This window comes from Phosphitispora sp. TUW77, from assembly GCF_048453025.1.
GTDB lineage: Bacteria > Bacillota > Thermincolia > Thermincolales > UBA2595 > Phosphitispora.
The window spans coordinates 1,029,069-1,054,898 of the sequence record NZ_CP156677.1 but is presented as its reverse complement, the minus strand read 5'-3'; the positions used below and the strand labels follow the sequence as shown (position 1 = coordinate 1,054,898).

Here is a 25,830-nt window from a genome sequence, read left to right as displayed (position 1 = left end):
CACCCTCTTTCCATATTTACTTTCCATATTTACTTTCAATATTTATTTTCTATAAGCTGTCTTGCTCTAAATTACACCATGTATCTTTTCTATCATCTGATCATCCTTATAGTGAAGCAGCTGCAGCGCTTTCCCAGGGCACTCCCCTACACACGTGCCACAGCCATGACATTGAACCGGGTCTATCTCAACAACCATGTCCTTATTGATTATTGGTACACCATATGGACATACCCTTACACAGGTAAGGCATGCGGCACAACGTTCCGGTTTTACCACTGCTGCCACTACTCCCCCTACCATCAGATGTGACTGAGCAAGGATAGTGCATGCCCTGGCAACAGCACCCTGGGCCTGATAAATGCTTTCAGCAACGTTTTTGGGGGAATGGGCCAGCCCGCACAGGAACAGTCCTGCTGAAGGGAAATCCATCGGCCCCAGCTTAGCGTGTGTCTCAACAAAGAATCCATCCTCATTCCGCGGTACTTTCAGCATCGTACCCAGGGCTTCTGAACCTGCAGCAGGGCTGATTCCCGTAGCCAGGGCAACCAAATCAGGGGCAAGGGGTAAGAAATATCCGGAATCAGGGTCATAGACTTCTATTTTTAGACTGCCATCCTGCTGCGGAAGCACTTCCGGCCTTCCGGACCCAGTATAATGTACAAAACAAACCCCCATTTCTCTGGCCCGCTTGTAATACTGTTCATAGAAGCCATATGTCCTGATATCTCTGTACAAGATGTAAACCCGGGCAGCAGGATTCTCCTCTTTGATACGGATGGCGTTTTTGACTGACTGGGTACAACAAGTACGGCTGCAATATTTGAGAATCTCCTCATCACCTGCGGAAGCACATTGGATAAAAACTGCTTCCTTTATCTTCTGCGGGTCTGTTAACCCTTTATTAAGATTAGCCTCAAGTTCTCTGACCGTAACAATACGGTCAGTCGTGCCATAAGCATATTTGTTATCAGGAGGGGCTTCCCTGCCTCCAGTGGCCACAATAAGAACACCATGTTCAATCCTTAAAGTGTTCCTTACCGGGCTTTCACCGCTTTTACCCTGAGAGATGGTTGATGTAAAATGCCCCTGATGGCCGCTTAAATCCTCCAATGTTGCATTAGTATATATGTTGATCAGCGAGTTTTCCCTTACCTTGGTCACAGTATTGCTAAGGAATTCCTGCAGATTTCTCCCCTCAGCAGTAGTATATAGATATGTTAAGTTGCCCCCAAGGACCTGACCCCTCTCCACCAAGTAAGACTCAAACCCTTGGGCTGCCAGGCTCAAAGCCGCTGTCATCCCCGAAATACCGCCCCCAAGTACCAGTGCTTTAGGGATAACAGGTACAGGATGCAGGTGCAGTTCCTCATGGGTCAGCACTTTTCTGACAGCCATCCTGACCAGGTCCTTAGCCTTTTCCGTGGCTTCTGCAGGGAATGCCCGGTGAACCCAGGAACACTGGTCCCTGATATTGGCCATTTCAAACAGGAATTGGTTAAGCCCTGCATCCCTGAGCGCTTCCCTGAATAGTGGCTGGTGAGTACGGATAGTACAGGAAGCAACAACAACCCTATTGAGGTTCTGTTCAATGATGGTATTCTGTATCAGGTTAACAGTGTCCTGAGAACATGTATAAAGGTTTTCTTCACAATAAGTTACATTAGGCAGGCTCTTGGTATATTCCAGGACTGCAGGCACATCTACCACAGAGGCAATATTGAGCCCGCAGCGGCAGATGAATACACCGACCCGCGGCTCTTCTCCGCTGACATCCCGCTCCGGAGGGTACTTTTTAGACCTAATCATTTGTCCTCTTGCCGGGGCCATGTCAATAGCCGCAGAAGCCGCGGCGGCGCTCGCATTCATTACAGTTTCGGGGATATCCCGGGGGCCCTGGAATCCACCGGCAACATATATTCCGCTCTTGGATGACCTGGTCGGGTCCAGGGAATCGGTCCAGGCAAAGCCATACTCATTGGTTCTGATACCTGTGGCTGCAGCCAGTTTTTCCGCATCTGCCGGAGGCCTGACACCAACTGCCAGGACCACCATCTCAAACTCCTCTGTAACAATTTCTTCACCTTTCATGTATTTGAGGGAAAGGTTCCGGGTATCCGGGTCTTCCTTAAGACTGGATATCATGGCCCTTTCATACCGTACACCTGTATTAACCGCAGAGCTGACATATTTGTCAAAGTTCTTCCCATAAGACCTCATATCCAAGTAAAAAATGACAGGTTCAATATTAGCATCGTGTTCCCTGGCAATAATGGCCTCTTTGGTAGAATACATACAGCATATTGAAGAACAGTATTCCGAACCGCGCTCACAGTCCCGGGAGCCCACACATTGTATAAAGGCAACTTTTTTAGGCGGTTTATGATCTGAAGGCCTTACAATATGGCCCTGTGACGGGCCGGTAGAACTGAGCAGGCGTTCAAAGTCCATTGATGTGATTACGTTTTTATAATAACCATACCCGTACTCTCCCCGGAGACCGGCATCATAAATGTCAAAACCGGGGGCCAGGATCATGGAACCTACTTCAACTGTCTCCTCATATCCGGTATCCTCATGCAGCACAGCATTCTTCTTACAGGCCGTAACACACTGGTAACACTCACAGCACACACCACAGTTAAGGCATCTCCCAGCCTCTGCCATAGCCATTTCAGAAGTATATGCCAGGACAACTTCCTGGAATGTCCTTTTTCGTTCAATAATACCAATCTTATCAGGAATAATCCGGGGCTTTTTAGGAATGTTGGCCAGTTCCTCAAGAGATTTAATTGCCTCAGGAAGCTTTTCCTTAGATTCCCTGTCCTTCCGGAGGTCACTTCCATTGATATAACGGTCAATGGATTCAGCAGCCTCTTTACCTGCTGCCGCTGCTTCTATCAGAGTTGCCGGCCCGGTAACCGCATCACCGCCGGCAAAAACACCGGGAATATTAGTTTCCAGTGTAACCTGGTCAATCCTGATATTCCTTCCGTTCCTGCCAACTGTGTGGTCATGGTCGGCAAAAAATGACTCTGAAGGTGCCTGGCTGACTGCAATAATAATATCATCAAGGCCCAAGGTAAACTCTGAACCTTTTATCGGAACCGGCCGCCTGCGGCCGGAGGAATCCGGCTCCCCCATTTCATTACGGATGAACTTCACATTCTCCACCCGGCTGCCACCCAATATTTCAACCGGTGACACATAACACATTAAATTGATGCCCTCTTCCCTGGCTTCATGGATTTCTTCAGGAAGGGCCGTCATATCTTCCTCGGCACGCCGGTAAAGTATAGTGACTTCCTCAGCACCAAGCCGAAGCGCGGTCCTGGCAGCATCCATAGCAGTATTGCCCCCGCCGATAACTGCTACACGGCGTCCCATTTTATTTCTTTGACCAAGGCTGACCTCCCTGAGGAAGGCAACACCATGATGTACCGCTTCCTTATCCTCACCGGGAATTCCCAGCCTGTCAGGCTGGTGGGCCCCAATCCCGAGAAATACCGCCTTATAGCCCTGGCCAAACAACATATTTACCGAAAGGTCTTTTCCTATAGGTGTATTTGTCTTAATTTCCACACCCTGTTTAGTTATCAAATCGATTTCAGCATTCACCATCTGTTTCGGCAGCCTGTACTCAGGGATACCCACCCGCATCATTCCCCCGATAACGGGAAGAGCCTCAAAAACTGTAACCCGGTAACCCCTGCGAGCCAGGTGATACGCACAGGTAAGTCCTGCGGGACCGGAACCTACAATAGCTATTTTTTCATCACGTTTTTCAGTAGTCTCCAGACTTACTTCATCAAGATGGTCAAGCATATAGTGTCCAACAAAACGCTTAATCCGGCTTATCGCCACAGGCTCATCAACCTTCCCCCTCTGGCACGCGGCCTCACAGGGATGGTGGCATACCGTACCACAGATAATGGGAAACGGTATTTCCTGCCTGATAAGTTCCCAGGCTTCCTTAAACTTGCCTTGGGCAGCAAGGGCTACATAACCGTGGACATTTATCCCTGAGGGGCAGACATTGCGGCACGGTGAAGTTCCAGCCTTTTCAATCAGGTACCTGTTTGGGACCGCCTGTGGAAACATCCGGTGAATTGCCTTGCGTTCACTTTTTCCTTCATTAAACAGGTCAGGCATGGAAACAGGGCACACCTGCTCACAATCCCCGCACGCGGTACACTCATTTACATCCACATATCTGGGTGCCCCTTTAAGGCTGACTTTAAAGTTTCCTGCATCTCCTGATACCTTTGTAACATCAGTACATGTATGTATCTCAATATTTTGGTGATTCAAGACATCTGTCATCTTCGGCCCAAGAAGACACATGGAACATTCATTAGTCGGAAATGTCTTGTCTAGCTGGGCCATTTTCCCCCCTATGGAAGGCTGGTTAGTAACCAGGTGAACCATATACCCGCCATTAGCCAAATCAAGTGCAGCCTGCATCCCGGCAATCCCGCCGCCAACCACCATAGAAGCTCCAACAACATTTTTCTCATTCATCAAATCTCACCACCCGTCATTTATATCAATTTATGGTTCTTAAGTGCAGGTCTGGGGTCTATGATGTGTTTGCTCAGCCAGCGGTCCTGACCAGGCATTCCCATTGCTGTGGCAATCATCTCAGTAAAATAAACAATAGGCATCCCCGCTTCAGCCTGCCTTGTATCAATATTCGCCTGGCAGAGCGGGCATGCGGTAACCATAGCCTCAGCCCCGGCCTTGCGGGCTTGTTTTACCAGTTCTGCTGTCAGATCGGTAACCACATCAGACCTGGCAATTGCAAAACTGCCGCCGCAACAGTCCATCTTATATGACCAGGGCCTTACCTCAGCACCCAGCATTTCCAAAAGCCGGTCAAGTGCCTGTGGCTGCTCAGGGTCATCAAAAGCCACATCAGCTGCAGGTCTAAGCAAAAGACACCCGTAATACGGAACCACCTTCAGGCCGTTTAATGGCTTAACCACTCTATTCCTCAGTTCTGCTTTTACAGCATCCTGAGAAAAAAACTCCAGGAGATGCATAATCCTTATTTTTCCTTCATATCTTTTGCCCATCACTGAAGCAAGCTTGCTGTTCATATCCATAGCCTTTGAAGAGCCCCTGTTGATAAATCCGTGTGTTTGGCGACAGACATTGTAGCACCCGGTACACGGTACTACCAGGTCCAGACCACTGCCTTCCGCAATGATAAGGTTTCTTAATGGGAGGGCTTTTGCCAGAAAATCGCTGGTTGAATGAGCCGGGGTAGCGCCACAGCAATTCCAGTCCGGAATTTCAGCCAGATCTATGTTCATTTTCCGGCAAACGGCCTCAGTTGACAATCCATAATCAGCCGCAGTTGAATGTAGCGAACACCCCGGATAATAACCTACTTTCACTTTGCCTCCCCACCTTTCTGAAAAATAGCCTTAATCTGATTCTTGTTTTTAACTCTTTCGGGAAGAAACTTTAACTTACCGCGTCTCAGCATTTTAATTCCCAGCCTCATATCCTCCATGTATGCGCCACTCCTCATTTTGAAAAGCCCAATCATTCCCAACTCGTAAAGCCTGCCGGTCATCTTAACCGAATCCATAAATGACCTGTAAAATATGGGAATCCGATTTTCTCCCGGCGTCCTTCCTTGTTTCATTACCAAGGTCTTAAGGACATCAGTGACGACTGATGCGTCAATACCGTTGGGACAACGTGCCTGGCAGGTCTTACAAGATAGACACAGCCACAGGCGGTTGCTGTTCAAAACCATTTCAATATCTCCCAGCTGAACCATCCTGATAAGTGCGCTGGTACTGAGGTCAGTCATACTCCCCACCGGACACCCTGCAGAACACTTCTTGCATTGGTAACAGCGACTGACCGGCTGCTGACTTTCCAGTTCAATAAGACTGAGAAGATTTTCAGAAGCCTGAAAAACCGCAGTTTCGACTAAATTGCCGCCTTCCATATTAGCCCTCCTTTCTTTTCTTTTGAAATCTACTTTTTATATATACTTTTGATATATAGTTAATGCAAATACCTTGCCAAAAAAAATATTTGGCAATTTTTCAATTTAAAAAAAAGGAGTTTATGCATATTTTTTTTCATTTATCAAAACTTCAACCGTCCCATACTGTGTCATTCTGTAGCACAATTGTCTGAGCTTGTGTCAATGTTGTTCCATAACTGTCCCAATTTTGTTTCACTGTTTCAGGTGTCTCAAAGAAGGGAAAAAATCAAAAACACCGGTCTTTTAAACCAGTGTTTTAAGTCCCACAAAGGAATTGGTGGTTATTTCGAGATATCATCTCTGTATTGCATCACATATCGGGCACGTTTCTTCCCATTCCGCCCAGCAGCTAACACACATTATCATACCACAGTCGCACATCCTGGTATCTGCAACCACATATTTTTCCTTGCAGGTCCGGCACCAGAAATGTGTAGTGGTAAAGCCCTGATAGCCGCGCCCCGGTTCCACTACTTTAATCATTATTACCAATGGTTCAATATTTTTACCATACTCCCCCGGAGGTTCATGATGTACATGGTCATCGATTAATTTGTAATCTACGAGTACACTCATACTAAATCCCCCTTTCCTGTGTTTGCATTTTCGTTTTCGCCATTTACCTTTTATAATATGCAAAAACAATGCCAACTTTAGCCTGTATTGGACAAGTTGGCAGGGGGTAGGAGAGTTATGCTATTTTTCTAAAACAATTCGTCCCAGCGCTCAGAAACTTTTTTTACGATATCTTCTCTGGGAACAACTTCTGCGGGGTACTGTGGTTTCATCCGGGCATCAATCACAACAGGTCCCTCATACCTAATTTTGTTGTTCCGAACCTGATAATCGGCATATATATCCCAAGCGGGGTCAAACCGCGTAAAAACCGTCCACAGGAACATGGTCTGGTCCCTAATCCCGGAAGCATTGTCAACCAGAACCACAAGGGGCCACTCTTCCAATTGCGGGCGGGAATTCCTAACCAGTTCTTCCGCCAAACCAGGGGCATCTTCAAAAGACTTGCCTGAAAGCATCAAGCATCCACCGCAATAGGGCTTGACTACATTTATGCCCGGAACCGGTCCCCCGGTGTATTCACCGGAAATGTCCCGAACCGGGTCACCCAGTCCCAGCATTATCGCCTTACTTCCCCGGTTAAAACGGCGCCCTGTATAATCAAGTGTATCCATTGCCGTATCATCAATTATGATAAGGTCACGGGCAGGATTAAAACGCCTCAGGATATTTTCCAGCAGGCTGGGGAAATCCTTAAGGTCAAGTACCACATCTGTTACCATAAGGAATTTAGTCAGGCTGAGTTGGCCTTCGCCAAGTATCCTGAAAGCATGGGCCAGTGCTTCCCGAAAATAACTTTCTCTGACAATGGTAGCCGCCAGGGAATGGACCCCCGACTCGCCATATGCCCAGATATATTTTACTCCTGGCATCAGCATCGGAAACATAGGTGCCAGAAGGTCCTGCATCCATTCTGCGATATAATAATCTTCCTGCCGCGGTTTTCCCACCACTGTAGCCGGGTAAATGGCATCCCGGCGATGATAGACCTGTTTAACATTAAATACCGGGAAATCATGTGTCAGTGAATAGTATCCGTAATGGTCCCCAAAAGGTCCTTCCGGTCTTCGTTCATGTGGCGGAACCTCCCCACAAATTGCAAACTCAGCTTCTGCTATCAGCCTGTGAGCATGTCCTTCCACCTCTGTCATATCCAGTTTTTCTCCCATTAGAAATGAAGTATAAATCAACTCCGGCAGTGGTTCAGGCAGAGCTGTTATAGCTGATATAACCAGAGCCGGAGGCCCTCCTAAAAACAGGGTTACCGGAAGCGGCCGGTCCAGCTTTTCCGCCTCATGATAATGGAACCCGCCCCCTTTATGTATCTGCCAGTGCATCCCGGTCTGGTTTTTGGAAAATATTTGAATCCTGTACATTCCCAGGTTATGTTCCCTATTCAGGGGATGTTCTGTATAAACCAAGGGCAGGGTAACAAATGGCCCCCCATCATCCTGCCAACTCGTCAGTACAGGCAGCTCTCCAAGGTTTACTTCAGCCTGCTTCTGCTGCAAAACCGGGGCCTTATCACGGCTAACCTGATTGAACCCGCTTTTGGCAATACTCAAAAGCCAGTCACGTTCGCCCCAGAGGTTCTTAAGCTTCGGCGGCAGCAGTCTGTCCATAGCCCCTGATACCTTTTTCAGGATTTCCTGCGGCTTTGGCCCCATGGCCAGTTCAACCCTGTGACGCGTACCGAAAAGATTGGTCACAACAGGAAATTTACTGCCCCTAACATTTGTAAACAGCAATGCCGGGCCTTCCTCCTCTATGACCCTGCGGTGAATCTCCGCAAGCTCCAGATATGGATCAACCTCGGCATTTACCTCAATAATTTGTTTTTCCTTTTTAAGTGTTTCCAGAAAACTCCTCAGATTTTTATGCATCATCATTCTCCTCATTATCAGACCGGCCATCCTGGTCTTCGCAAGCTTCCTGTTCTTCGCAAAGCTGGTCAATTTGTTCCATCAGCAGCCTGGCAGCCGCCAAACTGTTTTCCACCAATATCCGAATCTCCCTTTCCTCAGCCCTGTCAATATGAATCCCGGCAGCAACAGAAACTGTCCTGCGGGTTTCTCTGCAAATCATTTCGGCAACAGGCACAGCAACTTCAGTATCTTTATGACCCGGCACCGGTATAACCCAGGTATCACAGGAAACTTTCCCGCCACCAAGGCTTGTGCGCGGAACACTCAAGGCTACCCCGCCGACATGAGGCTTTTCACCACCGGTAATAGTTATCGAAATACCGTCTGTGGTAATGACCGATGATATTTCAATCCTATACCTTGCTTCCCCGTAGGTCACTTTAACTTCATCAGGATTCATATAATCACCCCGGTTATTCTTTATATCTGATTATTCCCGGAAAATATTCTACAAATTTATTGTTATCCCTGCAAAATCTTATTATCTAAAGTTTTTTTTGAATTTCCCGATAAGAAGAATATACCAATTAATTATCCGCAAAATGGATTTAGCGGAAACAAAAAACTCAGGGAGGAGTAATGTTATGAAAATTGAAAACAGCAGTATCACCATGTTCAGCAGCCGGACTTACACAGAAAAATATGAACACAGTGAAAGCCTGAGGGTCTGGGCTGGCAACAGCCGGAACCCCCACAGTGCCCAAGCCCTCATAAGGGAAGAAAATTCAGTTCCCATGCCGCTCCCCGACCCAGTTCAGGATACGGTAGACATATCACAGCAAGCAAAAGCAGCGTGTCCTAAAGAAAGCAGCAGCAATCCCGAAGACCTGCTGTCTGAAGAAGACAAACTCAAAGTCACTCTTATCGAAAAACTGATTCAAGTAATGACAGGCAAAAAAATAAAAATTAAAATCCCTTGTTTTTTGAAAGAATGTCAGGACAAAATCAGCGGCAGCCCGCAAAACCCGCCTCCCGGCAGCAACCCGGCAGATTCTTCGTCCGGTCAGGGCTGGGGAATGATATATGAATCCCATGAAAAATACCAGGAATCAGAAACAACATCATTTTCGGCTGCCGGAGTTATAAATACGGCAGACGGCAGAGAGATTAAATTCTCAGTTGATTTAACCATGAGCAGGTCTTTTCTGCAAGAACAAAATATCAGTATCCGTGCCGGTGATGCCAAAAAAATTGACCCACTGGTAATTAATTTCAGCGGGACAGCTGCAGAACTGACTGCTACAAAGTTCAGTTTTGACCTGGATGTCAACGGCACTAATGACCAGGTTTCCTTTGTCAATCCAGGGAGCGGTTTCCTGGCGCTTGACCGAAATAATGACGGCATCATCAATAATGGCAAGGAACTGTTTGGACCTGAAACCGGCAATGGTTTTCAGGAATTGGCTGCTTATGATGAGGATGGCAATGGATGGATAGATGAAAATGACTCTGTTTTTGACAAACTCCGTATATGGACAAAAGATGCGGAAGGAAATGATACCCTATTTGCTCTGGGTGAAAAAGGGATTGGCGCTTTGTATCTCGGAAATATTGAAACCCTTTTTACCCTCAAAAACCAAACTAACGAGACCTTAGGCCAAGTCTGCAAGACGGGAATATTTGTGAAAGAAAACAGTACAGTTGGAACCGTCCAGCAGGTGGATTTAACTATATAAACGTACAGCAGCCCATATCGGGCATGTTATTTATTATCATCAAAACAGAAGCGCTCATTGGCCACTTCTATGAATGGCCGGGACCAGTGCATCTCAGGCAAAACAGACTCTGTTTCAACAACCTTAATACTATACTTATCCATTTTCCGGTAAAGGGTACTTCTTGATATCCTCAATTCCTTGGCGGCATGTGTTAAATTGCCGTCATTGTTTTTTATTGCTTTAAGGATATCGATTCTATTGGCTTTCTTGCCGCTTTTTCTGACAACAACATCACTGTTGGGCTTTGTTTCTTCCTGGGCCGCTCCAGGTACGGAACTAACCAGATGAATCCGTGTATCTGACAATACTTCATCCGGCAGGCAGTCAGGAGTAATATCTTCCCCTGAAGCGATATGAACAGCACGCTCAATCACATTCTCCAGCTGCCTGATGTTTCCCGGCCAGTGATACCTCTGGAGATAGTCAAGGGTCTCCGGAGCTATTATTACAGCATTTTTGCCCAGTCTGGCATTAACCTTCTCCACAAAGAACCCGGTCAGAGGGAGGATATCATCCTTACGGTTCCTCAGAGAAACCATATTAATTGTAAGCACATTCAGCCTGTAAAACAGATCTGATCTAAAAGCCCCTTTTTCCACTTCACGGTGCAGGTTTTTGTTAGTAGCGACAATAACCCTGACATCTACATTGATAACCTGGTCCCCGCCTATTCTTACCACGGCTTTTTCCTGCAGGACCCGCAACAAATTAGCCTGAAGCTCAAGAGGCATTTCCCCAATTTCATCAAAGAACAGTGTCCCACCATCGGCCAGTTCAAATTTACCGGGACTGCCACCCCGTTTTGCACCGGTAAATGCACCTTCGTTATATCCGAATAATTCGCTCCCTATCAGTTCACGGGGCAAGGCAGCACAGTTAATGGCAATAAACGGACCTTTAGCCCTGGAGCTGGCATTATGGATAGCTTGGGCAAAGACTTCCTTGCCGGTCCCGCTTTCACCCAATAGCATTACATTTGAAGAACTATTGGCAGCTGTCCGGGCCATCTCCACCGTCTTCAGATATGTAGCATTTCTCCCTATTAAGTCATCAAAGGTAAACCTGGCCCTGGCCCCAACCATGCGTGTTACCAACTGCTTAACTGCCCGGATTTCACGGACAACCGTGACAACTCCAACAATTTTTTGCTGGGGATTCCTGATTGGGCGGCAGGTCATGGTACAATGAATCTTACCATCTGCGTGGAACTCTTCATCAGTACAAATATCACCTGTCTGCAACGACTTAAGAATCGGATTATGGTATCCCAGAAGTTCATTAATTGAAGAGTGAATTACCGAATCAGGGTTGATTTTCAATAGTGTAGCAGCAGCAGCATTAATCTTAGTTACTCGTGCTTTTTCATCAACTGCTATCAGCCCATCTGAAATTGATTCCACTATAGCGTTCTGATAGCGATTGACAACCAGCAGGTTTTCCAGGACCTTATTCACTTTTAACTGACCTTCAATTGAATCAATTGCCGCAACTACCATCCCAAGAGTATGAGAATGGACTTTTTCAAAAGTGCCTGTTATGCTCAACGCACCTACTAATTGCCCTGAGTGCCCGTAAATGGGACCTGAAGAACAAGTCCAGGGATGAAGGGCTTTAATATAGTGCTCAGTTGCAAACACCTGCAATGGCCGTCCCTGTTTAAGCACCAATCCTGTTGCATTGGTGCCGGATGCAGCTTCATTCAGGCTTGCACCGGCAACTAAACGGTTCCGTGATGCAAGCGACATAGTCTCCCGATCACCAAGACTTTGCAGGATAATGCCATCCTGATCAACCAAGGCTACCATAAAACCGGAACCTTCAACAAATGAAAACAGATTCTTCATTATTGGGAATGAAATTTCAAGCAACTCCCGGTTTGCTTCGCGTCGCTGCTCCAGCTCTGCAGGTTCCACCAAATAAGGTACAGTTTCAACACAACTGTCAATACCCCTGCTCCGGCTGCGCCGCCATGAATCTTCAATTTCCCGGCGAACCCATTTTTTATTGATATGGCCCTGCTCCACAAATTCCATCCAGGCTTTCAGCATCTGTTCTTTCCTATCATAAATAAGCATTCCCTTCACTCCTTTCCTCTAAAAATACATTAAATAGTTTGCTATTTGTAATCACAAACAACAAGACCGGCCATATTCGACCGGTCTCTAAAATATCTTTTTTGTTTGTTTTCCTGCCCTCAAACATCATAAAAATCATATCCTTTCCGACTGCATTTGAGGTGTCAAAGGAATATATCTCTATTACTAATATTATATACTGATTTGTATTTTTTGTAAACCAAAACAATAATATACTTAACGGTTATCAGGCATCTTCCTGATAAAGATACCGATACCAGGAATAATTACGCAGGACCTTTTTAACGTACTCCCTAGTCTCTGTAAAGGGTATCTGGTCAACACCTGCATGTTCACCGGTCCATATGCCTTGTTCCAACCATTCCCTAACATTTCCCCTGCCACCGTTATAAGCTGCAACTACCACCATTTTATTTCCCTTAAACTCGTTAGTAAGGTCACTGATATACCAAGCCCCTATCTTAATATTGATTTCGGGGTCATAAAGGTCGTCCGGCTTAAATTCTCGGAGTTTCATCTTTTCTGCTGCCCAGGCTCCAGTCTCAGGCATTATCTGCATAATTCCCTTGGCTCCCATAGGGGACTCGGCTGTAGGCACAAAGTTGCTCTCGGTTTTGATGATAGCAGCAACAAGGTATGGGTCTATATTGTTTTTTTCTGCTTGGGAAAAAATCAGTTCCTTAAAAGGAAGGGGATAAAATACCCGCCAAAAACATTTGCTGCCAAGCATAGCCAAAATGGCTGCCAGCAATACCAGCCAAATAATTCCGCTATATCTACTTCTTCGTTTCCTCAACAGTTTCCTCAACAGCTTCCACCTCAAATTTCCCGAAACGTGTTTCCCATAATTCTGCCACAGCTTTTCTGGTATCATCCCTATTCCTATTGTTATCTATAACAATATCGGCATACTTCTTTTTTTCCTGTACAGGCATCTGACTTTTTATCCTGGCAAGGGCCTGTTCCCTGGTCAGCCGGTCACGCTCCATAAGTCTTCTTATCTGCACTTCATCAGGAACCTCTACGACCCAAACCTCATCAACCAAGCAGTGCATTCCTGTCTCAATGAGCAGCGGTGCATCAATGACCATTACCTGATTTTCCGAACCGGCACGGAATAAATTTATTTTGCCGCTTATTTCTTTTACTATGATAGGATGTAAAATATTATTCAGTCTTTTCAGTGAATCAGATCTGGCAAAGACCATATTGCCCAACGCTTTGCGGTTGATGCTCCCATCAAGGTTTAAAATGTCGTCTCCAAATTCAGTCCGGAGCTTATTCCAGCCTTCTGTACCCGGTTCAACAACCTCCCGTGCTACTATATCAGCATCAATTACTACAGCGCCTTTTTCTTTGAGAACCGCTGCCACCAGGCTCTTCCCACTGGCTATGCTTCCCGTAAGGCCAATAACAGTCATTATAACTCTCCTTATTCATATTCAACAAATTTCCAGCCCAACTTATGATGTAAAAGACTTATCTCCTATAAAATATACTTTTCCTCAGGACATTAATCAAGTTTTATTTTTTAATGTTATTAAAACAGGGGCAGAATTGTTCCGAAAAGACAGTTTATGTCGTCAACCGGAACTCATCCACCCCTGTCCATTTTACATTTTACTCTTTATATCTTTATTACCCTGGCCACCCCAAGCAGTATCAATACCCATCCAGGCAGCACCGCTCCCCGGTTGCCCAGCCAGCCGATGGGATAACGTCTGCCCAAAAATACTCCGAGACTTACCATAAGAAATTTCACAATACCAACTATTAAAGGAGTCAACAGTGGTGTAAACCCCGTCATAGCCGCGCCAAATCCGGCGCCTATGGCATCCATGGCTAAAGCCAATCCCAGAAGCAGCGCTTCACTGATACTGATAAATCCTGATTTATCGAAATCCGCAAATGTTGGTTCACGCATAATCTTGATTACGAGGCCAAAAGGCCTAATTTTAAAATCCAGTATTGTCCGGCTCTGAGGTTTGTGTTCCCCGACGCAGTTATCCTCAGACCGATTATTTGGTTCCTTTTTTGACCAGGTCTGCAGCAAAATCCAAAGTCCCATCAGTATCAGGATTGAAGCCCCGATTATTTCCGCCGCTTCCGTAGAAATATACTGTGATACAAAATGGCCGGATAACATTGTAAGCCCTATCGCTGTAGATGATGTCAGACTGATTACCACCAGTGACAAAACGGGAATCCTGATTTTCCTCATGCCGTAGGAGATACCTACACCGAATCCATCCAAGCTAAGAGCAATTGCTAAAGCAATAATAGATAACAGTTCCACTATACCGGCTCTCCCCCCCCTCCTGACCTTGTTCCTTGGCCTTTACAATGTAATATATGGGAGGAGCCGGCCTAATGTGCCTGTCTGTAATTCAGGGAGCCAGTCGACACAGCATAGTATAAACGTTGTTAATTTAATTTTTTTGGCATTTGGGACAAAAATGAGAGCTGCGGCCTCTGATAACAACCCTCTGAATTTCCGTACCGCATTTAATACAAGGCTGACCCTCACGTCCATACACCCTGAGATTATTCTGGTTATTCCCCTGGTTGCCGTCACCGTCAATATAGTCTTTAATGGAAGTACCCTTGTTCTCTATACCTTCTTCGAGGACTTCCTTTATTGCGATAAACAGCTTTGACGCCTCCCTGGAGCTCAGGTTGGAGGCAACCTTCTCAGGATTCACCTTGGCCCGGAATAATGCCTCATCAGCATAAATATTGCCGATTCCTGCAATAAATTCCTGTTCCAAAAGAAGTGGTTTAATCTTTACCCTTCTATTTTTTAACCCTTTCATAAAAAATCCTCTGGTAAACTCATCACTTAAAGGTTCCACACCCAAGTTCTTCAGACTCGAATGATTCTCCAAATCCTTGGCGGGCAGAAACTGCACTTTGCCAAACTGTCGTTGGTCAACAAACCTTAACTCTCCTTGGTCACTCAGATGAAAAATCATATGAGTATATTTCGACTTTTCCTGTTCTGCGGAACAGTACAGGAGCTGTCCCGTCATTCTAAGATGGACAACAATTACAAGGCCGCCGGCAAGCTGTATAATTAAGTATTTGCCCCTGCGGCTGATGCCGGTTATTTTTTTACCTTTCAACTTCTCATCAAACTCACCCGGGTCAATGCCTTTAAGAATTTTTTCAAGATAAATATCAACACCTGTAAAAATCTTACCTTTTATTTTATGTTCCAGGGACCTTCGTATAGTCTCCACTTCCGGTAATTCTGGCATAAGGTAATTACCTCCCCATATTAACTTAACATAATATTGATTCTTACTACTATTATAACAAATTGTCCCCTAGACTTTAATTGTTAAATGTTAGAATAATATTTTTTTCATTTCATACCAGCTGGTGCCTGCTTTCATATCCACAACCAGCGGAACTTCCAGCTCTACTGCATTTTCCATACATTCCTTAATTAACGGGACTGCTCTTCCCATTTCTTCTTCAGGCACCTCAAAAATCAGCTCATCATGAACCTGAAGCAGCATTTTAGTTTTCAACCCCTCTCGTTTTAGGCACTTAGCCACTCTGACCATGGCCATCTTGATAATATCGGCAGCACTGCCCTGAATAGGAGTATTCATGGCAGTTCGTTCACCGAATGCCCTAACATTATGGTTGCGGCTTTTTATATCCGGAATATACCTGCGTCTGTTCATAATAGTGGTCACATACCCATTTTCTCGCGCCTGTGCAACTATGTCGTTCATAAATTCCCTGATACCTGGATAACGATCCAGGTACCCATCTATATATTTCCGGGCTTCCTGTCGTGTTATCTTGATATTCCTCGCCAGACCAAACTCACTGATCCCATATACAATCCCAAAGTTAACGGCCTTGGCACCATCCCTCATTTCCCTGGTTACCTCATTTTCCGGGACACCGAAAACCTCGGAAGCAGTATGTGTATGAATATCCTGTCCTTCTCTAAAGGCACTAATAAAATTAGCATCACCGGAAATATGTGCCAATACCCTCAATTCGATCTGTGAATAATCAGCAGCCAGAAGCCTATATCCCTGTTCAGACGGCACAAAAGCCTTTCTGATTTTTCTCCCTTCTTCCAGCCGAACCGGTATGTTCTGAAGGTTTGGCTCAACACTGCTAAGCCTGCCGGTAGCTGTAACCGCTTGGTTAAATGTTGTATGAAGCCTGCCGGTGCGGGGATTAATCAATCCGCTGAGACCGTCAACATAAGTTGATTTTAGTTTGGCCAACTGCCTGAATTCAAGGATTTTTTCCGCTATCCCGTGTTCGGCAGCCAGCCTTTCCAATACCTCTACATCAGTTGAATAACCGGTTTTAGTTTTTTTGATTACCGGTAGTCCCATTTTTTCAAAAAGGATATAACCCAACTGTTTTGGTGAATTTATGTTAAATTCTTCCCCGGAAAGCCCATATATTTCCAAGGTAAGCCCTTTTAACTTTTCTTCCAATTCAATCGACATTTCCGCCAGGCGGTCCCGGTCTACCCTAATCCCGGTTATCTCCATATCTGCCAGTATTCTGGTGAGCGGCAGTTCAACATTATAATACAAGTCATCCAGACCGTCTTCCTCCAGTTTTTGATGAAATACTTTCTGCAGGTCCAGGATGGCAGCCGCACTTATCCCTGCTCCGGTACTTCCGCCGCCAACAGTAAGCTCCTTTCCCAGGTACCCGGCAATTAAATCAGACAAGTCTTGAATGCGCCCGGTTGGATTTAAGAGATAGGCGGCCAGCAAGGTATCCTGAGCAATTGATTCCCACCTGATACCATATCTGTCCAGTGCCACCATCAGCCGTTTACCGTCATGACAGTACTTTTTGACCCCGGACCTGCACTCTGCCATAGCAGCCAAACAAGATATATCTTCTTCTTCCTTAAATAGCTCTGCCTGTCCTTCAGCAATACCGGTAACAGAAACAGCAACACCAGGTACTACACTCCAACTGAATCCTGTCAGTTCTGCAAGCATAGGGTCGGCATTGCTAAGTTCATAAGATATACTTATTTCTCCCTTATCAAGGTCAGAGGCCAACCTGTCCAAGCCTTCATGAAGCGGCAGGAGCGTACATTCGTATTCCTCCCGGCAATCCGGTAAGACCTGTCCGAAATCAGATGATGCCAAACCTGCAGCTTTCATTCTTCCAGCAAAAGAATTAATCAGTGTTTTAAACTCCAATTTTCGCAACAAAGGCATTAATTTTTCATAATCAGGTTCCTCCAGATGACACTCCATTAAATCAAGTTCAAAAGGAACATCCCGAACAATAGTGGCCAGTTCCCTGCTCAGGAAAGCCATATCATGGTTTTCATCCAGTTTTTCCCGCATTTTGGGGGTAAGTTCATTAATGTTTTCATAAATATTTTCTAAGCTGCCATACGTATTTATTAACTTAAGAGCAGTCTTCTCACCGATTCCGGGCACACCGGGAATATTATCCGACGAATCACCCATAAGTCCCTTCACATCTATCATCTGTTCCGGTACCAGGCCATATTTCTCCATAACTTTGTCAATATCATATACCTCAGTCTCCGAAATCCCTTTCTTGGTAAGCATTACCGAGGTTGCCTGTGATATGAGCTGCAGGGCATCACGGTCTCCGGTAACAACAATACTGGCATACCCCTCTTCTTCCGCCTTTCTAGTTACTGTACCGATCAGATCATCAGCTTCATAACCCTCCAGCTCATAAATTGGAATATTCATAGCCTTTAAAATTTCTTTCACGTATGCAAACTGAGGTTTGAGTTCATCAGGTGTAGCTTTCCTAGTACCCTTATAATCATCAAATTTTTCATTTCTGAAAGTCACCTTCCCTTTATCAAAAGCAACAGCAATACACCCCGGTTTTTCATCACTGAGAACCTTTAACATCATATTGATGAAACCATATACCGCATTTGTATATATACCTTCACTGCTTGTTAACAGCGGTATCGCATAAAATGCCCTGTAAATAAGGCTGTTCCCATCCAAAATCATAATCCTGGTTTTGTCATTCATACATTTCCTCCCATGGGCATCACCGGGCCCGCATAATTAATTATTATTTTCACCGTATTAATGGAAAATACCTGCAACATATCCCGGCAAAAAGCCCAATATTATAGCGGGGCCCTGCACTAAGGATTCCCTTGCAGTACCCCGCCATATAACTTGCCATATAAAATTATTAGCTCATCTTGCTGCCCAAACTTATGTCTTAGTTCTTCTTATGCTGAAATAGTAAATTACACCGCCAATTCCTGCAATGATCAAAGATATTGGGAGAACCCAACCAACGACACTTCTCTCTGCACCTGTCCCGGTCTCTGCAACCCCAATCAACGCATCTTTGGCTGCTTCCGGGGCAGTCGGTGCACGGTCAACCGGCACACGGTGAAGCGTTATATTTTTAGCTTCTTCCGGGTCAGCTGTAGGATAAGTCTCCGAAGTTATGGTTGCGGAATCATCTATGGAGTCAGTTTGGGAATAAACCTCTGAAGCTGTAATCCTGGAATTAGCAATTCCCAAATCAACATAACCACCGCCTTTCACTTCGGGCGCCTGTGCCTTTCTCAAAGTTTCATCTGCAGGCGCTCCGGCAATAAACCCTGTGCTTTCAATAGTAGTTTCTTCAGGGTTTTCAGGGACAGATTGCAGCATCATCCGTTCACTACCCGAACCGGAGTTCTCTTCCATGACCATGTCATATGAAGCGCTTTTGGGAGCCAATCCTGATTGAAGAAGATTATATATTCCTGTACTAAAACCCAAACCAATAATTATCACTGAAACCGCCAGGTATTTTCCCGGTCCTGATATCCATCGGCGTGCTTTTTGTTTCAAAAAGAGATTTATTATTCTTCCGTTAGGCAGTGACTCTTTATTCAATTTCTCCCTTAATTCTTTACGGAACCTTTCAGGGGGCGAAATGTCGCCCAGGGAATGGAGCAACCTTATGGTCTCCTGCAAATCAGCCAAATCCCGGGAGCATTCCCCACAGGTCATGAGATGTTCTTGAACTGCTGTTTTTTCATTTGGGTCCAGGACACCATCAATATATGCCGACAACAATTCTCTTATTTCACTGCACTGCATCTCACTACCCCCTCCCAATGGTTTCTATATGAGTTCCCATAAATAAATCCCTGCGTTCCAGCAGCCGTTCCTTTAATGCGTTACGTGCCCTGTTAAGCCTTGACTTAACGGTCCCCATTGAACATTCAAGGAAAGAAGATATTTCTTCATAAGAATACCCTTGGATATCCCTCATAATAACTATAGTCCTGAAATCCTCCGTTAAAGAGTTAAGTGCCTCCTGAACTTCGTCCTGCAGCTCTTTACGAATAACAATTTCCTCAATGGGTCTGCACTTTGTTTCCACCCCAGGGGATTTGCCATCTTCGATCATTTCATCTATAGATACTGTTTTTGGTCTTGCCCGGCGGCGCAATTCATCCTTACACACATTTGTCACCACCCTATACAGCCAGGTAGAGAAGGAACTCTCTCCCCGAAAAGTGTTGATAGACCGGTATACTTTAATAAGCGCTTCCTGAGCCAGGTCGCTGGCATCATTGTAGTTCCCGAAATAACGATATGCTATGGTATACACCTTGGTTTCGTAATTTGAAATCAATTTTTCGAAAGCGTCAAGATCGCCTTGTTTTATTTTATCTATGAGCGCCTCATCACTTATGTTCATCCGGTCATCCCCCTCCTAAACCGAAGGTTCTATACTATTGACGAAACTGAATTGATAAAGGTTCCTGCCCTTGGTTCAAATTTGTTATAATAATTCTTCTCCATCCCGCCAAACACCTTCAACCAAACAGAAGGCAAAGGGTGGAAAAGAAATGTTTTCCTGAAATATAAAAACAAAATCTCCGGTCAGGGTTCTTCCCCTCCCGGAGTTATTGTTTGTTTTTGATATTCATCTCTTTATTTAGTGAGATTCGGCCGACCCTCCAAGGTAACTGGCAGCTAATCCTTCATTAACATGAAGGACACCTTTGTTAAGGTCTTTCATAGAATAACTCTCATCAATAACAGGCAGCTTATCAGCCTGCTCTTGAGTAGTAACAACCATTCCTGCCGGAACATACCTTCCATCAGCTACGACAACACCATTTAAAAGTTTAGCGCCAGGTTCGACAACACAGTTGCTGCCTACTTTAGCTTTAAATACTAGTGCTTGCATACCGATAAAGGTATCATTTCCAACTACAGCAGGTCCGTGAACCTGTGACTGATGAGCCAAGGAAACGTGGCTGCCTATATATACGGAATATTTTTGTCCATTTACTTCACACAAGTTTTTCTCTACAGGTTCGCCATTTTCTTCTGTTTCAAGAGCGTGAAGCACTACTCCATCCTGAATGTTTGAATTGTTGCCTACAAAAATCGGCTGTCCTTCGTCACCGCGTACTGATGCCATTGGAGCAACATATACGTTATCACCAAGCTGAACATTACCGATTACGGAAGCCATAGGGTCAACGAAAGTAGAGGCGCTAATCTGCGGGGTATCTACTTCTTTATTGAAGCTTGTAGCGACATTAGATTTGATGTTACTGCTTGCAGAAGCCGAATCAGCGGCTCCGGAAGTAGTATTGGTACTTGTCTGTTGAGACCCACATCCGGCAACAACTAAAATTGCCAAAATCAGTAAGGCCAAAACAAACTTTGGCATAACTCTGCTTATCTTATACACATAAACACCACCCTTATTTAATTGTATTACAAACCCTTTAGAAGCCCGGGACTCCTGTGGTTTATATTTAGAATTAACTTTTATGAATCTTGTTACCGTTAAACATTTTATTATATATTTTTTAACCTGTCAATATTTTACATTGTCGAAATTATATTCTTAAATTTAGAGAAAACACTCTCCTTTTACTCAATTCCGTGCTGACCTTCCGTTTCTTGGTAATCCTTTTTAGCCGAAATATAAAGACCTCCGGCTGTATCAAGACCTGCATAAAAAACATCTTTAACATCGTATATTCCATGCTTGTTTAATTCATTAGTCAACCAATTCTTGTCCAAATGGGCATCATCAAGGTTTTCATCCATGATTTTACCATCAATAACCATATCCTTCATTAAACCTTTGTATGAAGTTGATAACCCTATATCAGAGGGAGTAAGAGGCTGCTTTTGTGATTTGGGTAATACTGATATTTTACCATTAGTTTCAATAACCGCAAATTCGACATCAGATATATTAAATATATTTTTCTGCCTCAGTTGCATATTGAGGTCATTTAAGGTAAGCTTTGTTTTCCTAAGATTTTGATCAATAATTTTTCCGTTTTCAATTACAACGACAGGTTCTGAGTTTATCAGTTTTCTTAATGGAAAGCTTTCGATATTTGAATAACTTAATATAATTGTCAAAACAACAAAAGAAACTAATGTAAGTGCCGCAAAAATTCGGTTCGGACCAATGGCAACTGTTGCAGTTATAGTGCCAATTGAAACCCCTAATATAAAATCAAAGAATGTCATTTGGGATACTGTTTTTCTACCTACCAGCCGAATTAAGATTAATGCAAATAAATATGCAATAATAGCTGCTAATATGGTTCTTAGGTAAGGTGAGACCATCATTTCTAAATCTCCTTTATCAATTAATAACTATATTATGGACCATTCTGACAATAATAACACTATAATAATTAAACAAACAACAAAACAAATTATGCATTTGACTTTGAACTTCAACTTTGGTAGAATAATTAATGCAGTTCTATTATTCCTTTTTTCGTGCCGAAGTGGCGGAATTGGCAGACGCACACGACTCAAAATCGTGCGGGAAACCATGGGGGTTCGAGTCCCCCCTTCGGCACCACATACGACAAATATTAGAGCCACAAGCGATTATGCTTGTGGCTTTTTTGTGTGGAAAATTACTTTGTAATGATTTGCTAATCATCCGCTGACTGGGTTTTCGCATCTGATATCTCAGCCGATTTCCTTAAATGAGATACCATCACCATGATTACCGTAAACGAAGAAAGCATTATCCCGAACAATGCGGCAATAATCCGGCCAACTTCAAGAGCCGGAACGAAACGCTGCAATTCAGTTACCCCTGCAGCTGTATACATCAATCCAAACCTAAAATTGCTGATGCCGGGAATAAAGTGCAGCTGATACATTATATATCCTGACAACACAAGGGGAATAAAAGCAAATACAAGTTTAATCCGCCTGGAAGCCAGTTTACTTCTAAAAGGCCGGGCAATCAGCCATGCAGCTATTCCCGCAACAACGGCAGTACCCCAAAAGGCCGCCGAAAACCAAAGCCTCCATTTATCCAAAGGCCAGGACTGGCGCAGGGGTTCAAAATAATGAATGGGAATTAGCATCAACAAGGCTACCCCGATGAACACGGCAAAACCCTGATTTACCCGGACCAAATGCCAAATCTCCCTGCCCGGCAATCGCAAATTAAATTGAACAGCATCATTTGGACAGTTGCGTACACAATGAAGGCATAATTTACAGTCAATATTGTTATCAACATAGGGAACATGCATTGAGAGAGGGCAGCCCGATAACGTGGCTGTACCATGATAACACTCAAACGATGTGCATTTATTCAGACAGACATTTGCATCTGAGCGTACTTCAAGCATACCGCCTACAGAAGCAACCCCAACAAAGCCTCCCAGCGGGCACAAGTGTCGGCACCAGGTATGGCGGCTATACAGCATCCCAGTAATACTGGCTGCTGCCGTTATAACAACAAGCCAGAGGCCCGTAAAGAGAGGGCTGCTTCGCATATCTGTAATTGCTTCTACCCAAAATACCATAAGAAAACCAATTGTAATTAACAGGTAATCATACTTTTTTAAAAAATCAGGAGCCGACCTATTCTTCTGAACTAATTTCTGAAACCTTTCCATAATACAGGAAAAAGGGCAAATACTACACCAAACGCGTCCAAGGGTAGGAGAAATAATTGTTAGGGAAGGCCACCAAAATCCCCATACAACCACAAAAAGTAATCCCGCCGCCTTGACATCCGGCGCTATAAAGAGTAATGCAACAATAATAATAAAAGCAACAGTAACCATATACTGTACCCAGCCCGGATAAATTCCCCGGCGTACCAGCCAGCTTACCCACGGCCATTTCATCATGTCAATGCTCCAACTGGTCTTTTCTGCCACCGGTCCGATAAACACATGTTCAATTCCGATATGATCATCTTCTGCAAGAAAAAAAGCGCGTTCAATGATTCGAATCAATTCTGTTACATTACCTTGGCGATAATGATGGGATAATAGTAATTTAATTGCTTCCGGACTAAGGACAGGAGTGTTGCGGTTATGCTTCAAGGCCAGTTTTTCCAGGATTCCCATTGCAATAATAGGGATATCTCGTTTCCTTACCCTTAAAGGTGTAATAACATATTTATGAGTAAAATGTTTGCGCAATTGGGGTATTAACCGCTGCTCAAGCCGTTCTGGTTCATCTAAAAGATTGCCGATAATCCGGCAATTAGCCTCTCCGGCATCTAGTGCTTTGGCTAGTTGCAGCTGAGCTCTGGGTGATATCATATTAATATTCCGGATAAACAAGGTACCCCCTTCAGCCAAATCAAGGAGACCGCTGCCCACAAACCCAACCTGTTTCCCTTCATGATCATGGGTTTCAAACATCAGATCTCCCCACTGCTGGTCAAACTGGCGTGCATTCACAACAATAAACGGGGCATCTTCGGTAAACTGGCGGTTATGAAGGTACCAGCCAAACATCTGCCTACCTGTACCCCTTTCACCTATTAACAGTAAATGCTCTTTGTCAATACTTAATTCATTTATTTTATTTTCTATTGCCCGTGTTGTCCGTGGGCTTCCCCAGAGCCCATAAAATTTGTGTTCAAACTGATTTATCTGTAATCCGGAACGAAGAAACTCTTTGTGTTTTGCTTCCCATAAACCTGAATTGACCTGATTTAATCGTTTCGATAACTTTTCTAAAAACTTGCGGTATAATATCGGCCAACGTAATAGCATATAAGCAAAATGTTCGGAATCCAAAACCAGCAGCCGGCATTCCTCGGCAGCACGAACAATATAGGGGGCGGGTTTGCCGGTAAACAAAGATATTTCCCCAAAAAAATCGCCCGCCAAAAAAGAACCCGCCGGGACAAGTCCCTTGCCTTTACGGGGCATCAGAATATCAACACTTCCCTTTATGAGTATAAAAAAGAAATGCTTGGTTTGGCCATGTTCTATAATATCAGCGCCGGGCTGATATGTCACCCAGTGAAAATTATCAGCCAATTGCTTGATTTCCTGATTGTTTAACTCAGAAAACAACCCCATTGACGATAAGTAACGTTCCTTGCTCCAATCCATAGTGCCCTCCCAGACCTGTGACCCAACCACACACTTAACATTAAACAACAGTTCTTTGTGATATAAATATATCAAATGATTTTCTTCTTGCCAATCACTATAAGCTAAATTTATTTTCTTTCCGAACATACGTTCTTTATTTTTGTCCAAATTTATGCTATAATATATTCAACCTACTTAATTTCTCGTGAAATAAATTGTATGGGAGGACAAGTAATGGATGAAAGAAGTATGTTAGAATTTTTGGTTCAAAAAGTAACTAGTATGGACACAATTTTATGTGGCGTAAAATCTGATGTAACTGGCATGAAATCAACACTTAAAGAACATACCGGGCTTCTTAATTCATTGGAACACCGGACAGAAGAAAACACCGCCCAGCTTGCTGCAATTTCAGAAACAACCAATTATAACAAAGGCTGTATTACCCATATTCAAACTGACATTATTTCCATTAAAGAAACATTAGGCAAACATAATACCTTATTAGAGGTCCTCGCGGCCCGTTCCTTGAAGCACGAAGCAGATGTCATTCACATTGAAAAACTCATGAAATTATCTAATATGTAAATTAAAAAACCGCTTAGCCTTTTTATGCAAATAGGATAAAATTTATACTTCCTATCTGCTAAAACAAGAAGTGGGAGATATTTTCCTGCAGCATCCGGAGGAATATATCTACCACTTCTTTCAACTTTAAAAATTGATAGGCCTAAAATTATATTATTCTATGAAAAAGGGTGATAAACCATGTCTTTACCGGCTATTAATTACGAGAAATTTATGGCAGGAACCACAACCCAGGTTGAAATTAACCGCTTCAGAAATACTGAAAAAGATGAAGACAAGCCTCTTGAGTTATGGGGCCTAATACTAGGGCGGCCCTTTGGCAACCTAATGGCTGCAATTGAAGACAAGAGGCTTGATGATATTGAGGCATATGTTTTTCAGGTTTCGGCAGTCCTTGCCGAAATATACGTCCAGGTCCAAGAAACAAGAAAAAAAATAAAGTAATAAAAAAATCTTCCTGACGGGTTTTGGATTTTTATTCCTATCCTTACCGGTCAGGAAGATTTTTACATTCTGTTTACACAAAACTATACTTACTCTCCATCTGTTACTA

The 25,830-nt window shown here is 44.1% G+C and carries 20 protein-coding genes and 1 tRNA gene; 4 read left to right on the top strand and 17 right to left on the bottom strand.

The features are described from left to right. Positions 1–66 precede the first annotated feature (66 nt). The 6 genes from ABFY19_RS04760 to ABFY19_RS04735 form a co-directional block, all read right to left on the bottom strand. On the bottom strand, positions 67–4,521 hold the full coding sequence (locus ABFY19_RS04760) for an FAD-dependent oxidoreductase (RefSeq protein ID WP_418792104.1): 4,455 nt from the start codon (positions 4,519–4,521) through the stop codon (positions 67–69). Positions 4,522–4,541: 20 nt separating this feature from the next. After that, the gene (locus ABFY19_RS04755) at positions 4,542–5,399 is read right to left on the bottom strand and encodes a CoB--CoM heterodisulfide reductase iron-sulfur subunit B family protein (RefSeq protein ID WP_418792103.1); all 858 of its coding nucleotides are present in this window, start codon (positions 5,397–5,399) and stop codon (positions 4,542–4,544) included. After that, on the bottom strand, positions 5,396–5,965 hold the full coding sequence (locus tag ABFY19_RS04750) for a 4Fe-4S dicluster domain-containing protein (RefSeq protein WP_418792102.1): 570 nt from the start codon (positions 5,963–5,965) through the stop codon (positions 5,396–5,398). The genes ABFY19_RS04755 and ABFY19_RS04750 overlap by 4 nt, the downstream gene beginning before the upstream one ends. 336 nt (positions 5,966–6,301) lie before the next feature. Next, the gene (locus ABFY19_RS04745) at positions 6,302–6,583 is read right to left on the bottom strand and encodes a hypothetical protein (protein WP_418792101.1); all 282 of its coding nucleotides are present in this window, start codon (positions 6,581–6,583) and stop codon (positions 6,302–6,304) included. 128 nt (positions 6,584–6,711) lie between these two features. Further along, positions 6,712–8,466, bottom strand: a complete 1,755-nt coding sequence (locus ABFY19_RS04740; RefSeq protein WP_418792533.1) for a UbiD family decarboxylase — start codon at positions 8,464–8,466, stop codon at positions 6,712–6,714. After that, positions 8,459–8,908, bottom strand: a complete 450-nt coding sequence (locus ABFY19_RS04735; protein WP_418792100.1) for a hypothetical protein — start codon at positions 8,906–8,908, stop codon at positions 8,459–8,461. The genes ABFY19_RS04740 and ABFY19_RS04735 overlap by 8 nt, the downstream gene beginning before the upstream one ends. A gap of 184 nt (positions 8,909–9,092) precedes the next feature. On the opposite strand from ABFY19_RS04735, the gene ABFY19_RS04730 reads away from it, so the two are divergent. After that, positions 9,093–10,184, top strand: a complete 1,092-nt coding sequence (locus ABFY19_RS04730; protein ID WP_418792099.1) for a hypothetical protein — start codon at positions 9,093–9,095, stop codon at positions 10,182–10,184. Positions 10,185–10,210: 26 nt separating this feature from the next. Here ABFY19_RS04730 and ABFY19_RS04725 read toward each other — a convergent pair whose 3' ends face one another. The 10 genes from ABFY19_RS04725 to ABFY19_RS04680 form a co-directional block, all read right to left on the bottom strand. Further along, a complete protein-coding gene (locus ABFY19_RS04725) occupies positions 10,211–12,301 on the bottom strand; it encodes a sigma-54-dependent Fis family transcriptional regulator (protein ID WP_418792098.1) in 2,091 nt (696 codons plus the stop codon). 247 nt (positions 12,302–12,548) lie between these two features. Continuing rightward, the gene (locus tag ABFY19_RS04720) at positions 12,549–13,130 is read right to left on the bottom strand and encodes a lytic transglycosylase domain-containing protein (RefSeq protein ID WP_418792097.1); all 582 of its coding nucleotides are present in this window, start codon (positions 13,128–13,130) and stop codon (positions 12,549–12,551) included. Next, positions 13,099–13,743, bottom strand: coding sequence for a dephospho-CoA kinase (gene coaE / locus ABFY19_RS04715; RefSeq protein WP_418792096.1), 645 nt, complete (start codon positions 13,741–13,743; stop codon positions 13,099–13,101). Before coaE ends, ABFY19_RS04720 begins: the two co-directional genes overlap by 32 nt. Before the next feature lie 206 nt (positions 13,744–13,949). Beyond that, positions 13,950–14,618, bottom strand: coding sequence for a sporulation membrane protein YtaF (ytaF, locus tag ABFY19_RS04710; protein ID WP_418792095.1), 669 nt, complete (start codon positions 14,616–14,618; stop codon positions 13,950–13,952). Between the two features lie 133 nt (positions 14,619–14,751). Next, positions 14,752–15,579, bottom strand: coding sequence for a DNA-formamidopyrimidine glycosylase (mutM, locus tag ABFY19_RS04705; protein ID WP_418792094.1), 828 nt, complete (start codon positions 15,577–15,579; stop codon positions 14,752–14,754). Positions 15,580–15,669: 90 nt separating this feature from the next. After that, positions 15,670–18,351: a DNA polymerase I gene (gene polA, locus ABFY19_RS04700; protein WP_418792093.1), complete on the bottom strand. Its 2,682-nt coding sequence runs from the start codon at positions 18,349–18,351 to the stop codon at positions 15,670–15,672. A 192-nt stretch (positions 18,352–18,543) separates the two neighbouring features. Beyond that, positions 18,544–19,428 carry an anti-sigma factor family protein gene (locus ABFY19_RS04695; protein ID WP_418792092.1) on the bottom strand — a complete coding sequence of 295 codons (885 nt, stop codon included), beginning with the start codon at positions 19,426–19,428 and terminating at the stop codon, positions 18,544–18,546. Positions 19,429–19,432: 4 nt separating this feature from the next. After that, entirely contained in the window at positions 19,433–20,035 is a 603-nt protein-coding gene (locus ABFY19_RS04690; RefSeq protein WP_418792090.1) for an RNA polymerase sigma factor, read from the bottom strand. 240 nt (positions 20,036–20,275) lie between these two features. Further along, positions 20,276–21,043, bottom strand: a complete 768-nt coding sequence (locus ABFY19_RS04685) for a carbonate dehydratase (RefSeq protein WP_418792089.1) — start codon at positions 21,041–21,043, stop codon at positions 20,276–20,278. A gap of 185 nt (positions 21,044–21,228) precedes the next feature. Beyond that, positions 21,229–21,843, bottom strand: a complete 615-nt coding sequence (locus ABFY19_RS04680) for a DUF421 domain-containing protein (protein WP_418792088.1) — start codon at positions 21,841–21,843, stop codon at positions 21,229–21,231. A 260-nt stretch (positions 21,844–22,103) separates the two neighbouring features. On the opposite strand from ABFY19_RS04680, the gene ABFY19_RS04675 reads away from it, so the two are divergent. Next, a tRNA-Leu gene (locus ABFY19_RS04675) sits at positions 22,104–22,186 on the top strand. A 76-nt stretch (positions 22,187–22,262) separates the two neighbouring features. Here ABFY19_RS04675 and ABFY19_RS04670 read toward each other — a convergent pair. After that, positions 22,263–24,707, bottom strand: a complete 2,445-nt coding sequence (locus tag ABFY19_RS04670) for a cyclic nucleotide-binding domain-containing protein (RefSeq protein ID WP_418792087.1) — start codon at positions 24,705–24,707, stop codon at positions 22,263–22,265. A 216-nt stretch (positions 24,708–24,923) separates the two neighbouring features. Here ABFY19_RS04670 and ABFY19_RS04665 point away from each other — a divergent pair, with 216 nt between their 5' ends. Beyond that, complete coding sequence (locus ABFY19_RS04665; protein WP_418792086.1) at positions 24,924–25,277, top strand: hypothetical protein; 354 nt, start codon at positions 24,924–24,926, stop codon at positions 25,275–25,277. Positions 25,278–25,457: 180 nt separating this feature from the next. Next, a complete protein-coding gene (locus tag ABFY19_RS04660) occupies positions 25,458–25,721 on the top strand; it encodes a hypothetical protein (protein WP_418792085.1) in 264 nt (87 codons plus the stop codon). The last annotated feature ends 109 nt before the right edge of the window (positions 25,722–25,830 follow it).